Annotated in this window: 14 protein-coding genes; 10 read left to right on the forward strand and 4 right to left on the reverse strand. The window is 46.2% G+C overall.

The window, feature by feature from the left end; translation table 11 throughout:
• The first annotated feature begins 141 nt into the window (after positions 1–141).
• The 5 genes from EBI00_RS15335 (at position 142) to EBI00_RS15355 (ending at position 4068) form a co-directional block, all read left to right on the forward strand.
• On the forward strand, positions 142–1122 hold the full coding sequence (locus tag EBI00_RS15335; RefSeq protein ID WP_123096808.1) for a substrate-binding domain-containing protein: 981 nt from the start codon (positions 142–144) through the stop codon (positions 1120–1122).
• Positions 1123–1277: 155 nt separating this feature from the next.
• Positions 1278–2165 carry an AEC family transporter gene (locus EBI00_RS15340; protein WP_123096809.1) on the forward strand — a complete coding sequence of 296 codons (888 nt, stop codon included), beginning with the start codon at positions 1278–1280 and terminating at the stop codon, positions 2163–2165.
• Between the two features lie 31 nt (positions 2166–2196).
• Positions 2197–2751: a mechanosensitive ion channel domain-containing protein gene (locus EBI00_RS15345; RefSeq protein WP_123096810.1), complete on the forward strand. Its 555-nt coding sequence runs from the start codon at positions 2197–2199 to the stop codon at positions 2749–2751.
• A gap of 90 nt (positions 2752–2841) precedes the next feature.
• Positions 2842–3117 (forward strand): hypothetical protein, encoded by a 276-nt coding sequence (locus tag EBI00_RS15350; protein ID WP_111608926.1) that lies wholly within the window; start codon positions 2842–2844, stop codon positions 3115–3117.
• A gap of 117 nt (positions 3118–3234) precedes the next feature.
• On the forward strand, positions 3235–4068 hold the full coding sequence (locus EBI00_RS15355; protein WP_123096811.1) for an ion transporter: 834 nt from the start codon (positions 3235–3237) through the stop codon (positions 4066–4068).
• 19 nt (positions 4069–4087) lie between these two features.
• Here EBI00_RS15355 and EBI00_RS15360 read toward each other — a convergent pair whose 3' ends face one another.
• From EBI00_RS15360 to EBI00_RS15370, 3 genes are all read right to left on the reverse strand, one after another.
• On the reverse strand, positions 4088–4984 hold the full coding sequence (locus EBI00_RS15360; protein ID WP_123096812.1) for an EamA family transporter: 897 nt from the start codon (positions 4982–4984) through the stop codon (positions 4088–4090).
• A 267-nt stretch (positions 4985–5251) separates the two neighbouring features.
• Positions 5252–6262, reverse strand: coding sequence for a cytochrome d ubiquinol oxidase subunit II (cydB, locus tag EBI00_RS15365; protein WP_123096813.1), 1011 nt, complete (start codon positions 6260–6262; stop codon positions 5252–5254).
• Positions 6262–7701, reverse strand: a complete 1440-nt coding sequence (locus EBI00_RS15370; RefSeq protein WP_123096814.1) for a cytochrome ubiquinol oxidase subunit I — start codon at positions 7699–7701, stop codon at positions 6262–6264. Before EBI00_RS15370 ends, cydB begins: the two co-directional genes overlap by 1 nt.
• A gap of 339 nt (positions 7702–8040) precedes the next feature.
• On the opposite strand from EBI00_RS15370, the gene EBI00_RS15375 reads away from it, so the two are divergent.
• Together EBI00_RS15375 and EBI00_RS15380 are read left to right on the forward strand one after the other, a co-directional pair.
• The gene (locus EBI00_RS15375) at positions 8041–9957 is read left to right on the forward strand and encodes a sensor histidine kinase (RefSeq protein ID WP_241557068.1); all 1917 of its coding nucleotides are present in this window, start codon (positions 8041–8043) and stop codon (positions 9955–9957) included.
• Positions 9944–11308 carry a sigma-54-dependent transcriptional regulator gene (locus EBI00_RS15380; protein ID WP_123096816.1) on the forward strand — a complete coding sequence of 455 codons (1365 nt, stop codon included), beginning with the start codon at positions 9944–9946 and terminating at the stop codon, positions 11306–11308. Before EBI00_RS15375 ends, EBI00_RS15380 begins: the two co-directional genes overlap by 14 nt.
• Before the next feature lie 36 nt (positions 11309–11344).
• Here the strand turns inward: EBI00_RS15380 and xseA are convergent, their stop codons facing one another.
• A complete protein-coding gene (gene xseA / locus EBI00_RS15385; protein WP_123096817.1) occupies positions 11345–12697 on the reverse strand; it encodes an exodeoxyribonuclease VII large subunit in 1353 nt (450 codons plus the stop codon).
• Positions 12698–12790: 93 nt separating this feature from the next.
• Here xseA and guaB point away from each other — a divergent pair, with 93 nt between their 5' ends.
• The 3 genes from guaB to sfsA all read left to right on the forward strand — a co-directional run bounded on the left by guaB (position 12791) and on the right by sfsA (position 16770).
• Positions 12791–14257, forward strand: coding sequence for an IMP dehydrogenase (guaB, locus tag EBI00_RS15390; RefSeq protein ID WP_123096818.1), 1467 nt, complete (start codon positions 12791–12793; stop codon positions 14255–14257).
• A gap of 123 nt (positions 14258–14380) precedes the next feature.
• Positions 14381–15958, forward strand: coding sequence for a glutamine-hydrolyzing GMP synthase (gene guaA, locus EBI00_RS15395; RefSeq protein ID WP_123096819.1), 1578 nt, complete (start codon positions 14381–14383; stop codon positions 15956–15958).
• A gap of 98 nt (positions 15959–16056) precedes the next feature.
• Positions 16057–16770 carry a DNA/RNA nuclease SfsA gene (sfsA, locus tag EBI00_RS15400; RefSeq protein ID WP_123096820.1) on the forward strand — a complete coding sequence of 238 codons (714 nt, stop codon included), beginning with the start codon at positions 16057–16059 and terminating at the stop codon, positions 16768–16770.
• Positions 16771–16914 lie beyond the last annotated feature (144 nt).

Genomic DNA, 16914 nt, shown 5'->3' on the forward strand with positions numbered 1-16914 from the left:
AAATCAAACCGCTATTTTGTTTCTACGGCAAAGTAAGGCAGAATAGCGGCTTTTTATGCTCTGCATGCAGTAAAAGAGTGCTTTAGTAATAAGCCTTTCAGCGCAAGTGTATAAAGTGGATGGCAATCTTGAGGTGGTAATATGAGGGTTAACACATTGACTGAGAAGCATGTTATTGGGCGATTATTGTCTTTTAAAGAATATCGTTTTATGTCCAGTCTTTTGGCTATTTTTATTGTCGCTGTTTTGCTTTTTTCACCTTTGTCATCCCAGTCTTCTGAGCCGCAGCCTCTTAGGTCAATCGGCATTAGTGTGGCCGATCTTGGTAACCCTTATTTTGTTCAGTTGGTCGAGTCGGCAACGTCGAAAGCCGAAGCGCTGACGGGACACCCCGTAAAAATGTTAATTCGCTCGGATGCTTATGATTGGCAAAGACAAATTGATCAAATTAATGATTTCATTGAACAAAAAGTCGATTTAATCGTGTTAACCGCCGCGGATGAATACAAGGTGGCGGGCGTGGTTGCCAAAGCCCAACGAGCCGGTATTAAGGTGATCGCTGTGGATGTCAATGCCCACGGAGCGGATGCAACCATCACCACGAATAATGTTCAAGCTGGTGTGGTGGCGTGTGAAAAGTTGGCTGAAAAAATAGGTTATGAAGGGAACTTTGTGATTGTTAATGGCGTGCTTGTTTCGTCGGTGATTGAACGCGTCGCTGGCTGTAAGTCAGCACTGACTAAGTACCCAAACATTACCTTATTGAGTGACCGTATGAATGGCACCGGCAGCGTAGAAGGTGGTATGGAGGCCATGACCTATCTGATGGAAGAGTATGATAGCATTGACGCTGTTTTTGCGATTAACGATCCAACGGCGTTGGGTGTACTACGCGCCGCTCAACAAGCCAATCGCCACGATTTTTTATTAGCTTCTGTAGACGGTGCGCCGTTTGCAACAGAGATTATCGCTCAATCTGACAACCCTTGGGTCGCCACAGCAGTCCAACGTCCTGTACCTATGGCAGAAAAAGCCATCGAGATAGGTATGGATTTGCTGCAAGGCAAAGAGGTTGCACAGCGTTTTTTTCTTATTCCATCCGCTTTGGTCGAAAAGCCGTAAAGGGGATGACCTCTGTAAAATTGACCTCATTAAAACCGACTCCGGTGAAAATAGTTGCGTTTATTTTTGTTTCGAATCTTGGCTTTTAGTCTTAGTCCCTTGGTGTTTTATTGTGAACGGGGTTAAGCTATCGGGCTTCGTTATAGAGGCCGCTCATGGACACGTCTACGCTTTTCTCTCAAATCTTTAATACCGTTTTTCCGCTTGCCAGTATCGTATTGGTGGCGTTCTTCTATGCGCGTGTCCGACCGACCGACATGGCGGTGGCTAACCGGATTAATATTAGTGTCTTTTGTCCGGCGCTGATTTTTTCAGTGATGGCATCGAAAGAGTTTCATATTGCGCAATATCTGGATCTTATTTTAGCCGCCGCTGTGGTGGTATTAGGCTCTGGACTGGTCGTCTTGCCATTTTGTAAGTGGTTAAAAATCTCTCCTAAGACCTTTATCCCACCAATGATGTTTAATAACAGTGGCAATTTAGGTATTCCGCTGATTGTACTGGCATTTGGCGAATCCGCTTTACCGATCGCGGTAGTTCTGTTTTTAACAGAAAATTTGCTGCACTTTACGGTGGGTATGTATTTACTTAACCCAAAGTCGAACCCTCTCAACGTGTTAAAAATGCCGATGATTATTGCCACCATGTTGGGTTTAGTGTGGAGTTTTCAGGGATGGACCCTTGCCCCGGCGGTTAAAGTGTCTGTTGATATGCTTGGGCAAATTGCAATTCCCTTGATGCTGTTTGCCTTGGGGGTGCGTATGACCAGTGTGGACTTCGGTCAATGGCGATTGGGAGTGATTAGTGGTGTGTTATGTCCTTTAAGTGGATTAATTGTGGCGGTGATTTGGCAGTACTTTGTTGGGATGTCCGCGCAAAATTTTGCGTATTTGCTGATTTTTGCCTGTCTTCCGCCTGCGGTGTTGAACTATATGGTGGCTGAACTCTACCAGCAAGAGCCCCATAAGGTTGCCTCGATCGTGTTGATCAGTAATATCATGAGCATCGCGATTATTCCTTGTGTGTTATTTTATGTGCTGTAATGCTCCAATCAGAAGACGATAGGAAAAAGCGATGATGGTAAAAGTGGGTTTAATTGTTTTATTGGTGGTGGCGTATGTTGTCCTTTCGCGTCTTCTTAAATCAAGCATTGCTTTGTTAGGTCATAAAAAAGCGGTGAACGAAGTTCGTATTACCTATGTTTCTAAGATGTTGCATCTTGGTATGACGGCGACTTTTGTGTTGGTGGTCTGCCTGATTTTAGGGGTAGGTTATGGCCAGTTGGCGATCTTTTTCTCGTCTGTGTTTGCGGTCGTTGGTGTGGCTTTGTTTGCCCAATGGTCTATTTTAAGTAACATTACCGCCAGTCTGATTATCTTTTTTGGTTTCCCATATCGCGTTGGAGATTGGGTCAAGGTTGTGGATAAAGACGATGAAGTTTTAGGGCAAATTTTAGAAATATCGACGTTTCACGTGATTATTCAGCGTTTATCAGGCGATGTCGTCACTTATCCGAACAGCCTGATATTACAAAAAGCGGTTGTGCGTTTTGAAAATAAAGAAGCGGCACAAGCCATGAGCCAATTTGTGTTACCAGCAAAGCCCGATGAGTTACCACCAACACCTTAAGGATTGGTTAAATAACGATCAGTTTTTTTGAGATGACCTAAAGATGTGTCATACTGGTTTGGTTTTATCTTAAAAAAGGGAACCTCTCTTGTGAAATCTGATCCTGAATCCTTGTTAAAAAATAACGATAAGCTGATTCACTCTGAAGCACTTAAAGTCAAATCTCATGCCCAGCGCCCCCAAGAAGACTGGGTTTTGCACACCTTAATGATCGAAGGTTACGACGTGCCTTTTCGATTTAAGCGACAAGGCAAGTATCGTACGCTGCGTGGGGCGAGGGTAAATTTGACTTATTATCCTACCCAAGAAATGGTTGCGGGCATTCCTGTCGAAATTATGAAAGTCGTCCGAGTAAAGCGCACCTAGTCTCTGTGCTGTGCGATCCCTAGCACTTCTGCTTTAATTCTTGTTGATATGAACTTAATATAGCCGCGCTTGTCCCTACTTCAGGGATGTATCTTTGCGTATTGGGTGTGAAAAACAATGAATATGAGTCGTTCTGGAAGCGCGTTTACCATGATGAAGCGCATTGAGCGCAGTAAGTGGTTTCAAGGTTTTATTATTACAATCATCGTGATTGCCGCGTTAACTGTGGGAGCTAAAACCTACCCCTTGCCGTATGGCATTGATAAAGCGATTAATTATTTAGATATCTTTATTACAATCTTTTTTCTTGTTGAAATCAGTTTGCGGTTTTTAGCGTGTGAAAGTAAGCGTCATTTTTTCAAAGACCCGTGGAATATCTTCGATGTGGTGATTGTGGCGGGCAGTCTAATGCCGATATCGGATACCGAAATGATTCTGGTCGCGCGTCTGCTGCGAGTGTTTCGCGTATTACGCTTGGTATCGATCATTCCAGATCTGCGTTTCTTGATTAATGCTTTGCTCAAAGCCATCCCCAAAATGGGCTACATTGCCCTGTTGATGTTTATCATTTTCTATATCTTTGCCGCGGTGGGCTCGATCTTTTTTCACCACGTCAACGAGACACTTTGGGGTGATATCGCCATTTCCATGTTGACACTGTTTCGAGTGGCGACGTTTGAGGACTGGACAGATGTGATGTATGAAACAATGGAAGTGTACCCACTTAGCTGGATTTTTTACATTATCTTCATTTTTTTAACAGCGTTTGTGTTTTTAAATATGATGGTGGGCGTGGTGTTGGATGTGATGACTCGAGAAACGGCGGAAGAAGAGCATGAAAACCAAGAAAATCATCATCAAGCGTTAGTTGCGCAAATTTCTGAGTTACAAGCTCAGGTCGCGCGTCTTGCGGATAAGATTGACGCGCAACAAGATGACAAGAACCGATAACCCCTTATGTTAGGGTGATTTACGTCGGCTGCTGGTTGACTTTTTTTAACCAGCGGCCACCAAAGGTGTTTAACATCAGCCCTAGTAGAACGATAAAAATCCCCCACCATTGCATCATGCTTACCGTTTCGGATAGAAAAACTTCTGCGGAAGTCAGTCCGACAACGGGAACGCCTAACGTCAGTGGTGCTACCGTGGCAGCTGGATAGCGAGACAGTAGATAACTCCACAAGCCGTAGCCTGCTAAGGTTGCAAACAAGGACAGGTATGCAAGGGTGGCTATCGATTTAATGTTCAGCCCGACAATATTGCTCCACATAACATCGCCACCATCAATAAAATACGCGCAAAGGAAGAAGGGAACAGGGGGAACCCAGCTAGACCAAACGATTAAGTTTAGGTTGGCGTCGTAGCCTCTTCGGCTGATGGTTTTGGTGAAGATGTTGCCCAGCGCCCAGCTTGACCCCGCCGCCAGTGTTAAACCAAATCCCAGCGCCGTCATAGTGGTGTCGTCGTTATCAAGACCAATCACCGCGAGGCCACCAATAGCGATGCCAATAGCGAGCACCTGGTAAGGGCGTACGGTTTCTTTTAATAGCAAGACGGCAAATAGCAGCGTAAAAATCGCTTGAGATTGCAGCACCAAAGACGCAAGTCCCGCCGGCATACCAAACGACATGGCACTAAATAGAAACGCAAACTGGCCAAAATTTAACGCTAATGCGTACCCAATACACCACAGTAGCGGTGTGTTGGGTCGTGAAAAAAAGAAACAGCCAATTAAACCTATAACAAGAAAGCGTAATCCACCTAACATCATAGGCGTAAGTTCATCTAAGCCCCAGCGCATGACGATAAAGTTAAAGCCCCATGCGACTATGATAATCAGCGCCAAAAACATGTCTTTGCGAATCATGGTGAGTCCTTAACCGTACAATCGTGAAGTGAAAATAAGCCATTCACTTTACGTGTTTTACTTCTGTTTGCACATGGACAGATCCACAAATAACCGAGGACACAGTGATATTGCTTTAAGGTAGTCCTGTTATTAACAGTTTCAGGCTGTATGAAAGGCATGTAATCGCAATGAACCCAGTGACATACAGCAGTCCGAACCATTGCCACGATTTAAGCTTGGCGGTTTTTTCTTTTAGTCTTTTTAGACCTGCTCTGGTAAATGGCATTAGTAACCCTCCTGATAATCTTCCACCTTGCCAGCAAAAACGCGATAGCCCCATAAGGTGTAGGCGCATATCAAGGGTACGAAGATGCAGATACCGGGAAGCAAGAAGAGCAAGCTGCTGTCTGGCGATGCCGCTTCCATAAAAGTGAGTTGCCTTGGTATGAGGTACGGGAACAAACCGACCACAAGCCCCGCGAAGCCTAATAAAAACAGGGTAGCGGCATACCAAAATGGTCGACCTTCATGGCGAACGATGTCAGCCGAATGCCTGTTTAAATCTCGCCATGCTAAAACCGCAACCACCAAGGTGATGATAGGCAAGGGCGATAACCACAAGAAATTCAAGCCAGAAAACCAACGCTGACGAATGTCTACTTGGTTTGCCACTGTCCACACGCTGACGATGATCATGGCAAACACGGTTATCATTAAGAGTTGTTTGCCTAATTTCGCCGCGTGTTCTTGAATACGTCCACGACTTTTCATAAACAGGTAACAAGCTGCCAGCAAAGCATATCCCGCCATCACTGAAAATCCCGTGAATATAGAGAAGGGGGTTAACCAGTGTAAGCTGGATATACTCTCGACACCGACGGGCACACCTTGAACGATGGCGCCCAGCAACATGCCTTGGCAAAACGCCGCGATAGCGGATCCCGCGCTAAAGGCGACATCCCAATAAGGTCGAGACGTATCGGACTTAAATCGATACTCGAATGCCACCCCACGAAAAATCAAAGCAAACAGCATCAGCATGATAGGGAGATAAAAGGTTAAAGCAATTCCCGCATAAGCGGCAGGGAAAGCGGCAAACAACACCACACCACCAAAGACTAACCAGGTTTCGTTGCCATCCCAAACGTGTGATATAGAGCGCATTAAATGGTCGCGCTCGCCTTCTTGGTTAAACCAAGGGTAAAGAATGCCAATCCCGAGGTCGAAGCCATCAAGTAACACGTACATAAAGATGGCAAAGCCTAAAACAAGGAAGTAGAAAAGCGCCAAGTCCATCATTTATCTCCTTGCACTATGGTTGGTTGATTGTGTAAGTGTGACTCTTTCGATTGCAGTGTTTTTACCCAAGCCAAGGCATAGCCTGGCGCTTTCATACCAATGAGCTGTTGCTCTAAGGCTTCCATAGAGGGCGGTCCTTTTTTAATCAGCTTGCCCATGAAGTAGAGATAAACACCAATTAGTAAGGTGTAAATGATGACAAACATGGTCAAGGTAAAGAGCACGCGTTCTGCAGGCAGTGGCGATACAATTTCGGACGTTCTCACCAAGTTATAGACAATCCAAGGTTGACGACCAATTTCGACTACATACCAACCTGCCAGTACCGCAATGACACCCATAGGGGTAAATAATGTCACCAGAGACAAGAAGGCTTTGTTTTCATATAAGCGGCCTTTACGACGTAACAAGAGAGCAAGCGCCGCAATCCCCATCATGCCAAAGCCAATGCCAACCATGACACGGAAAGACCAAAACACTAACGGCACGTTGGGTCTGTCTTCTGGCGGTACCGCTTTTAGGCCTTGCACTGCGCCATCCCACGAGTGAGTTAGGATCAGGCTGCCAAGGTTTGGAATGCCGAGTTCATAATCGTTCGACTCGGTTTTCATGTTCGGCATAGCGAATAATAATAACGGCACGTTTTCTTCCTGCGCTGGCCAAATGCCTTCCATCGCCGCCAATTTAGTAGGCTGATGTTCTTTGACGTTCAATCCATGCAGATCACCAATCCAGGCTTGTAGCGGCGTCAGCACCAAGGCGAACCACATACACATAGACAGGCCTTTTTTCGCAAATGGAATGTGTTTCTTTTTCAATAAGTAATAGGCACAGATACCGGCTACAACAAAAGTGGCGGTAATGAATGACGCGACCACCATGTGCGTCAAGCGATAGGGCATGGAAGGATTGAAGATCACCGCCATCCAGCTTTCCACTTCAAATTTACCATCGACGATTTTGTGCCCTGTGGGGGTTTGCATCCAAGAATTGGCTACGATGATCCAAAACGAAGACACCCAAGTGCCGAGCATAACAACCAGTGTGGAAAAATAATGCAGCTTACGACCCACACGCTGCCAGCCAAATAACATGACACCAAGAAAGCCCGCTTCCATGAAAAAAGCCGTCAGGACTTCATAGGCCATCAATGGCCCAAGTACCGCCCCGGTCATTTCTGAGAACTTGGAGAAGTTAGTACCAAACTCGTAGGACAAGACAATACCGGACACCACACCCATTCCGAAGGTAATGGCGAAGGGTTTGATCCAAAACTTGGCCAACTGTAAGTAGTAGGGGTTGTGCGTTTTGAGCCACAAACCTTCCCAAATAGCAATCAGCGTCGCTAGACCAATGGTGATGCTGGGGAAAATGATATGAAAGCTCACCGTAAAGGCAAACTGTATGCGAGATAAGATGGCGACGTCGAGGTCCATAATGGCTCCCTGAGCAATAAATAAGCGTTAGGTAGTTAAATGTTGTTTTTAACGCTTAGCGTGCGTATTTGTTGTACCGCTAAAGGCAGTATTGCTAATCCTACAATGCTAAAAAGTGCAATGATTTCGGTCATTAAAAAGCCAGTGTTCATGGTGTTAGTCCTGTTAGTTGATAAATATTTGATGTAAATCAAAGGTTGTCTTAGTCATAGCAAAGGGCAGGCCAACTATGAGTGAAATTTATGTTATTGATTTTAAAGAGAATTTTTATTTCTTTGCTTGCGATGTAAAAAAGGTTTACGATTTTTTCACTTATAGGTGTAAACGAGGTTTACGATTTTGACGCTTTCCTTGATGTTTGAAGTCGCCATGTTGGTGACGAGCGTGTGCGGTGTATTGGTAGCGGCTTGGTTATTGTGGCGAGCACGAAAGCAAAGCGATCTTCAAGCCTTGGCAGGTTTCGCCATCATGATGGCGATTTGGTGTTTTGGGCATGTGGTTTTATTTCAAGGCTATGAGCAAATTGGTATTCATATCATTCTTGCTAACCCGTTAATGCCGACCTTTTTCTTACATTTTGCTATCCGTTTTGTAAACTCTGGCTCCGTTAAAGAGCCTATGTTAGAGCATTTATATCGTGCTGTGCCTTGGTTTTATTTCACCAGCGTTGTGGTTGTGTTGCAAAGTTGGTGGGTCGGAGCGGGTGATGCGATTAGCACCTTAGAGACACGTTCATTTTTCATTTTTACCGAAGCGGGGGCTTGGAATCTCGCCTACACCGTGTTGATTGGCATCTTGGCTCATGGTGTACTGCTGTTTGGTTGGTATCGGCATTCTGGTAACAAGAAACGCTCCATTTTGGCCATGTTCGGTGTGGGAGCTTGGGGCTTATTCTTGGCGACCAGTTTTGTTTTCCCTTCTTTCGGCATTAGTTGGTTTCCTTACCCTATGTTGCTGCTGCCAACTTATTTATTGTTGTTGGTGTACGCGGTGGTGCGCTATCAGATTTTATCGGTCAATGCGTTTGCCAATCGCGCCTTGCTTTGGTTGGCCATGATGCTGGTGATTCTCTGTGTCATCGCGGTGATCAGCGTGGTGTCTGGGCGCCTTGGTTTGCAGGCGTTAGCCAATGTGCCAAGTTGGCAGTTGTGGCTGTATTCCTTGTTGATCTTGGTTGTCGCTGCGGTCGTTTATCAGCCATTGAGTCGCTTGGTATCGCGGCTCATTTATCCTGGCGCCTCCTTAAATGAAGCCGTGCTGGATACCTGGTCAACGAAGTTGAAAGACGCCCAAGATTGGCCACAACTGATTGCCATTGGTGAGCGTTTACTCTCTTTACAGATAAGGCGAAGTGTGGCGATTCATTTGGATGGAGATCGTTTTTCGAGTAATAAGAAACATCCTGACTTAGCGATTTGTGTTTCATCTTCTCATTCTGATTGGCATTTTGTGTTGATTGGCTGGGAAAATGCCAGTCCTGGAATGCGTTTAACGGCCGAAGTCTTTGCCTCCTTATTTTCAAACAGTTGTGGTCTGCTTGAGCGGTCGTTGGCCTTGGCGGTGGCGGAACGAAAACGTATGGATGAACAGCACTTGGTCGAACTGGGCAGTTTGTCTGCAGCCATGGCCCACGAATTACGCAACCCACTTAATATTATTGCCATGGCAGCCTATGACGCGCCAGCTGAAACGCGTCAGCATATTCAGACTCAGCTAAAACGCGCGGATCGGTTAGTGAGCGATATGTTGGTGTATTCCGGTGGCTTGACGTTGCAAGTCGTTGCCACGCCTTTACGCTCTTTAATAGCGAGTATTCTAGCGCAAGCTCAGCTAGAGGGTGTGGCGTTTGAGCTTGATATCGATGAAGCGATTGAGTTGGATGCTGACCCGCAACGACTCCAGCAGGTGTTTATTAATCTCATCGATAACGCCGTATCGTTTTTGCGCAATATGCCAGAGGGCAAGTTATCCATTGAAGCCAAAGAAGAAGATCAGCAGATCGTTATCCAAGTGCATAATAACGGGCCAGCCATCGACCCAAGCCTGCAAGGTGAGGCCTTGTTCCAGCCCTTTGTCACCAAGCGAGCGGGTGGCAGTGGACTTGGGTTAGCGATTGTGCGTCGTATTGTTGATGCCCATGGCGGGAAGATTAGACACCGTTCTGATTCGGCTTGGCCGGTGACCTTCGAGCTTATTTTGCCTCGCCACTTTTCTGGCGTTGCGATTTTAAACAGAGAATTCCATGACACAAAATAAAATATTACTGGTTGACGATGAACCCGCGTTTCGTGAATTGGCGAGCCGTTGGTTGGCGAAGCAAGATTACCAGGTCAAAACCGCGGGTAGCTTAGACGACGCCCGAGGTGCATTGGCATCGTTTGATGCGGATTTGGTGCTATTAGACTTGTCTATGCCACCGCATTTTGATCCGCAAGTGACTTTGGATGCGATGGACGATTTTGCGGGTCGTCCGGTGATTATTATTACCGGCCACGCGGATCGGGATTTGGCCCTAAAAGCCATTGAACTGGGCGCATGGGACTTTATTGCCAAGCCCATTGATCCTGATATGTTGGCGGTGGTGGTGCGTCGAGCCATCACCAAAACCACCTTAGAGCGAGAGCTGACTCAGCTCAAGCAAGCCAGTCATTCGCCTCAAGGCGCGTCGGCTTACATTGGCCATTCGGTCAGTTCACAAAAGGTCAGGGCGCTGGTGGAGCGTATTGCACCAACCGACGTGCGGGTGTTGGTCACGGGGCCATCGGGTACGGGGAAAGAAGTGATTTCGCGCACCTTACATGACTTGAGTCATCGCGCAGACAAGCCGTTTGTTTCGGTGCATTGCGGCGCGATTCCGGCGGATTTATTAGAAAGCGAACTGTTCGGTTACGTGAAAGGCGCGTTTACTGGGGCGGAAAAAGACAAAATTGGCCTATTGAGTTTGGCTGATGGCGGTACCTTGTTCTTGGATGAAATTGGTGAAATGCCGTTGGCGATGCAGGTGAAATTACTACGAGTGCTGCAAGAAGGTACCTTCTTCCCTGTTGGCGGGCGAGAGCAGAAATACATCGATATTCGTGTGATTTCCGCGACCAACGCTGACTTACTTGAGAAAGTCCGAGAAGGCAGCTTCCGAGAGGACCTGTATTACCGAATCAAAGGCGTCAACATTGAAACTCAAGCGCTCGCGGAGCGGCTAGAAGATGTCCCCGTACTGCTTCAGTCATTTTTACAGCGTTTGCAGAACCAGCAATCCAAGTCGCTACAGCTCAGTACTGAAGCCGTGCAATGGTTTCGAGATCAGTCATGGCCAGGTAACGTCCGTGAATTGAAAAACGCCCTAGAAAGCGTGGCTTCTATTTGCCCACAAGGTCGAATCACTATGGAAGATATCCAGCTGTTATATCCAAGTGGCGAACCTGTCCGTCAAACCATGGCAAGCTTACCAACGAGCGACGCCTCATTAGATGAACAAGTCCGCGACCTTGAGATTCGACTGATTAACCAAGCCTTAGAAAAAAATCAAGGCAACCGCACCCAAGCCGCCAAACAACTGGGTATTTCACGGCAAGGGCTGATTAAGAAAATAGAGCGATATGGTTTATAACCTTGTTTACGTTATGGATGCGTTTAAAAACAGACGTCACGGAGTGGATTTGTTAGCGGTTACCTCACACGAAATGATGCCATCCTGAACTCTTACCGAAATAGCGTCGCCTTTTTCAACGTCCTTAATGGAGCGAATCACTTGCTTGTCTTTGGAGGCAATGGCGTAGCCTCTAGCTAAGGTATTCAGTGGGCTGACGAGGTTTAACTTGTCGATGATACGAGCAAAGGTGGTTTGCTTGTTGGTCAAGGTGTTATTGAGCGCACGAGCAAGGCGAGCGTCGATGTCTTTGAGCTTTTGTCTGTTCTGATCGATACGGCGAGTGGGGCTATTTCTTTCTAGGCGATGAGCCAAATTGGCGGTTTGCGTTTGTTGCTCTACTATTTTGCGCTGCATGCTTTGTTGCAAACGGCGTTTCAGCTGTTCTAGTTGATTTTGTTGTTGCTCGATTCGATCTTTTGGATGGCGAATACGTTTGGTCATGAAGTCGAGCTGCTGCTGACTTTGTTCGAGAATGCGAGACATGCGCCTAACCAGTTGTTTTTCTTGTTGCTCTATTTGTCGAATTAATTGATGGCGATCGGGGCTTAATAATTCCGCTGCCGCCGTTGGTGTGGCAGCGCGGACATCAGCGACAAAATCCGCAATGGTGAAGTCTGTCTCATGACCCACAGCCGAGACAATCGGCGTGTTGGCGGCAAAGATAGCGCGCGCCAATGTTTCGTCATTGAAGCTCCATAAATCTTCCAATGAACCGCCACCGCGACCGAGAATAATGGCGTCAAAGTGGCCGCTGCCATCGGCTCGCTGTAATTGTCTTAGAATGTTTTTGGCGGCATCTTGGCCTTGTACTAAAGAGGGCAGGATGGTTAGCTCAGTTAACGGAAAACGACGACGAAAGGCGATGATCATATCGCGCACAGCGGCACCGACTGGTGAGGTAATAATGGCGACACGCTCTGGTTTGGTGGGGAGTGGCTTTTTGTGCTCAGGTGCGAACAGGCCTTCGGCTTGTAAACTGTTCTTTAGACGCTCAAACGCTTGTTGAAGTGCGCCTTCACCCGCAGACTCCATGCCTTCAACACTGAGCTGACAGTCACCTCGTGGACCATAAAAGGTGACGCGCGCGCGTAAGCGAACCATGTCGCCATCTTTGGGCTTGAAGCGAACCGTGGCATTTTTGCCTTTGAACATGGCGCAGCGAATTTGTGCTTTGTCATCCTTGAGGGAAAAGTACCAATGACCCGAGCTGGGTTTGGCGAGATTGGAAATTTCTCCTTCTACCAGAATCCACGGCAAACTGGCCTCAAGTAACTGTTGTATCTGTCTATTTAGCTGTGAGACGGTAAAAGCCGTTTCTTGTGACGCAGAAGTTGTAAAATTTTTCATCAATCTCTCGTGGTTGTGATTTACCGAATGCAACTATTGGAGTAGAATTAGCTGCCATCTTAACACCCTTGTTGGCATTGGAAACTCCCCATTATGTTACGAATCGTGCAAGAAGCTTTAACGTTTGATGACGTATTGCTTATCCCCGGCTATTCCGAAGTTCTTCCTAAGGATGTTAGCCTCAAAACGAAAATCACTAAAGACATTGAGCTGAATATTCCGCTTATTTCTTCTGCGATGGATACCGTTACTGAACATCGCATGGCGATTGCTCTGGCTCAAGAAGGTGGCATAGGCATTGTGCACAAAAACTTGACCATTGAAGAGCAAGCTCGTGAAGTGCGTCGTGTGAAAAAATTCGAAAGCGGCATCGTCCGTGATCTTGTTACCATCAACCCAGAAGCCAGTGTTAAAGAGCTGATGGATTTAACTGCAGCAAACAGCATTTCAAGTGTGCCTGTTGTTCAAGGTACCGATTTGGTGGGTATTGTCACCAGTCGTGATGTGCGCTTTGTCAAAGACTTTGATAAAAAAGTCTCTGACATCATGACGCCAAAAGATCGTCTTGTTACCGCGCTGGAAGGGGCATCTTCTGGCTCTATCCGCAAATTGTTGCATGAAAATCGCATTGAAAAAGTGTTGATTGTGAATGAGCAATTTGAATTGCGTGGTATGGTTACGGTAACGGATTTCAACAAAGCCACTACCTTCCCGAACGCTTGTAAAGATGATCAAGGTCGTTTGCGCGTTGGTGCTGCTGTTGGTACGGGTGCGGATACCGCTGATCGTGTTAAAGCCTTGTCTGATGCGGGCGTTGATATTATTGTGGTTGATACAGCCCATGGTCATTCTAAAGGCGTTATTGATCGCGTTCGCTGGGTAAAAGAAAACTTCCCTCATATTCAAGTTATCGGCGGCAACATTGCGACAGCTGAAGCCGCTATTGCTCTTGCTGACGCCGGTGCGGATGGCGTGAAAGTGGGTATCGGTCCAGGTTCTATCTGTACAACACGTATTGTTGCTGGTGTGGGCGTTCCACAAATTAGCGCGGTGGCCAATGTGGCTGAAGTAATGAACCCACGTGGTATTCCAGTGATTGCTGATGGTGGCGTACGATTTTCTGGTGACATTGCCAAAGCGATCGCAGCCGGCGCGAGTGTTATCATGGTAGGCGGTTTGTTGGCTGGTACTGATGAAGCGCCTGGTGAAGTGGTACTTTTCCAAGGGCGTTCATTCAAGGCTTACCGTGGCATGGGCTCCCTGGGTGCGATGTCTCAATCTCAAGGTTCAAGCGACCGCTACTTCCAAGATTCAAGCAGTGTTGAAAAGCTTGTGCCTGAAGGCATTGAAGGCCGCGTGCCATCAAAAGGCCCGATGGCCGCTGTTATTCATCAGTTGATGGGTGGTGTGCGTTCTTCTATGGGCTACACTGGATCATCTGATATCGAAACTATGCGTACTAAAACTCAGTTTTCTCAGATTACGGGTGCAGGTATGCGTGAAAGTCATGTTCATGACGTGACTATTACAAAAGAAGCGCCAAATTATCAAGTCGGTTAACGGCCAGTAATTTGATACTGAGATGGGGCGTATGACACGCCCCATCTTTATTTGTTGCTCCAATTATTAATTGATTACTTCTGTGAAAGTTTTTCTTTTGCAGAGTGAAAGGAATGGCTAACCATGTCGCAAGATATCCATGCTCATAAAATTCTTATTCTTGATTTCGGTTCTCAATACACTCAGCTAATCGCGCGACGTGTTCGCGAGATTGGTGTTTATTGTGAAGTTCGTGCTTTTGATATGGAAGATCAAGAAGTGATCGACTTCGATCCAAAAGGTATCATCCTTGCTGGTGGTCCTGAATCGGTTCCTGAACCAGGTTCGCCACGCGCCCCAGATGCTGTTTTTTCAATGGGCGTGCCTGTCTTCGGGATCTGCTATGGTATGCAAACCATGGCAGAGCAGTTGGGCGGAAAGGTTCAAGGTTCTGAAATTCGTGAGTTTGGCTACGCGCAAATCCGCAAGCATGAAGGCCCTGTATTGCTCGACGATATTCAAGATCACATTGCGAACAACGGTGTGGCTTTGCTAGATGTTTGGATGAGTCATGGCGACAAAGTTATTACCATGCCTGAAGGCTTTTCCTTGATGGCTTCTACAGACAGTTGCCCAATTGCTGCGATGGCGAATGAAGCGAAGAAATTTTACGGTGTACAATTTCACCCTGAAGTTACTCATACTTTACAAGGCGGCCGTATTCTATCTCGTTTCATTATCGATATTTGTGGTTGTGACACTTTGTGGACGCCGGCAAACATTGCGCAAGACGCCATTGAGCGTATGCAAGAGCAAGTTGGTAACCGTAAAGTATTGTTAGCTTTGTCTGGTGGCGTAGATTCGTCTGTGGTTGCAGCGCTGCTCCATAAAGCGATTGGCGATCAGTTGACTTGTGTGTTTGTGGATAACGGTTTACTTCGTTTGAACGAAGGCGACCAGGTAATGAAAATGTTTGCAGACAACATGGGTGTGAAAGTTATCCGAGTTGATGCAGAGGACTTATTCCTTGGTAAGTTAGCTGGTGAAAATGATCCTGAGAAGAAACGTAAGATCATTGGTAATACTTTTATCGAGATCTTCGATGAAGAGTCATCTAAATTAGATGGTATCGATTTTCTTGCGCAGGGCACCATTTACCCTGATGTAATCGAATCAGCAGCGTCTAAAACAGGCAAGGCGCATGTTATCAAGTCCCATCACAATGTTGGTGGTCTACCTGATGATATGAAGATGGAGCTGGTTGAGCCACTTCGCGAATTGTTTAAAGACGAAGTACGTAAGTTGGGTCTAGAGCTAGGTCTTCCTTACGACATGGTTTACCGTCATCCGTTCCCAGGGCCAGGTCTTGGTGTTCGTATCTTGGGTGAAGTGAAAAAAGAATACGCTGACATTCTTCGTCGCGCGGATGCTATCTTCATCGAAGAGCTTCGTCGCTCTGGTTGGTACGATAAAACAAGCCAAGCTTTCGCTGTCTTCTTGCCAGTTAAATCGGTTGGCGTAGTGGGTGATGGTCGTCGTTACGAATATGTGGTTGCGCTTCGTGCTGTTGAAACCATCGACTTCATGACAGCTCGTTGGGCTCACCTTCCTTACGAATTGCTAGAAACCGTATCTGGTCGCATTATCAACGAAATCGAACACATTTCCCGCGTGACTTACGATGTATCGTCTAAGCCACCTGCGACGATTGAGTGGGAATAATCCTTTCTTAATAATGATGTAATAAAGCGGCTCTCTTTATAATAAAGAGGGCCGTTTTTGTTTGTGTGAAATCTCGAAAAAAGTTCTGGAGTGTTGTTGTGAAATTTCCAACGCCTTTAATAGAAGGGAAACTGATTAAGCGTTATAAGCGCTTTTTGTCGGATATCGAATTGCCGAATGGCGAGGTGGTGGTCGCGCATTGCCCGAATACGGGATCAATGAAGCGATGTCAGCAAGATGATGCACGTGTATGGATGTCTAAAAGCGATAATTCAAAACGTAAACTTGCTTATACATGGGAGTTAGTTGAGGTTGATAATAAGTATTTGGCTTGTATCAATACTGGCTATCCAAACAAGCTAGTTGGTGAAGCCATTGCCAATGGTGTTGTGACTGAGCTTGTTGGATATGCAGAGCAGAAAGCGGAAGTAAAGTATGGTGAAAAAAGTCGTATCGATTGGTTGCTGACGTGTGATGATGGCCGCAAGTGTTATGTGGAAGTTAAAAACGTTACCTTATTAGAAGAAGACGGATTAGGGTATTTCCCTGATGCGGTGACGGATCGTGGTCGCAAACACTTATATGAACTTGCGAAGATGGTCGAAGAAGGTCATCGAGCAGTAATGTTCTTCTGTGTGAGCCATACTGGAATAAATTCAGTGACTCCAGCAGTACATATAGATAAAAAATATGCGCAGGCTTTTGTTGAAGTAGTCGAGAAAGGGGTGGAAGTTATTGCCTATCAAGTGGCGATCGATTCCCAAGAGATGAAAGTGGTGCGATCAGTGCCTGTGGTTATGCCAGATCTATGAGAGTAACCAGCTTGTTTTTGTGTTGTTTTGGTTATTTAACAACCAAAAAAGGCGTTCTTTGATGGTTTTATGAACGAATACCCTTTTATTTAAAATAAATTAAAAGAAAATTCCGAAAAAGGTTGCACAAAATCTATAGATCTT

The sequence above is a fragment of the Marinomonas hwangdonensis genome, from assembly GCF_003721245.1.
GTDB classification, from domain to species: domain Bacteria; phylum Pseudomonadota; class Gammaproteobacteria; order Pseudomonadales; family Marinomonadaceae; genus Marinomonas; species Marinomonas hwangdonensis.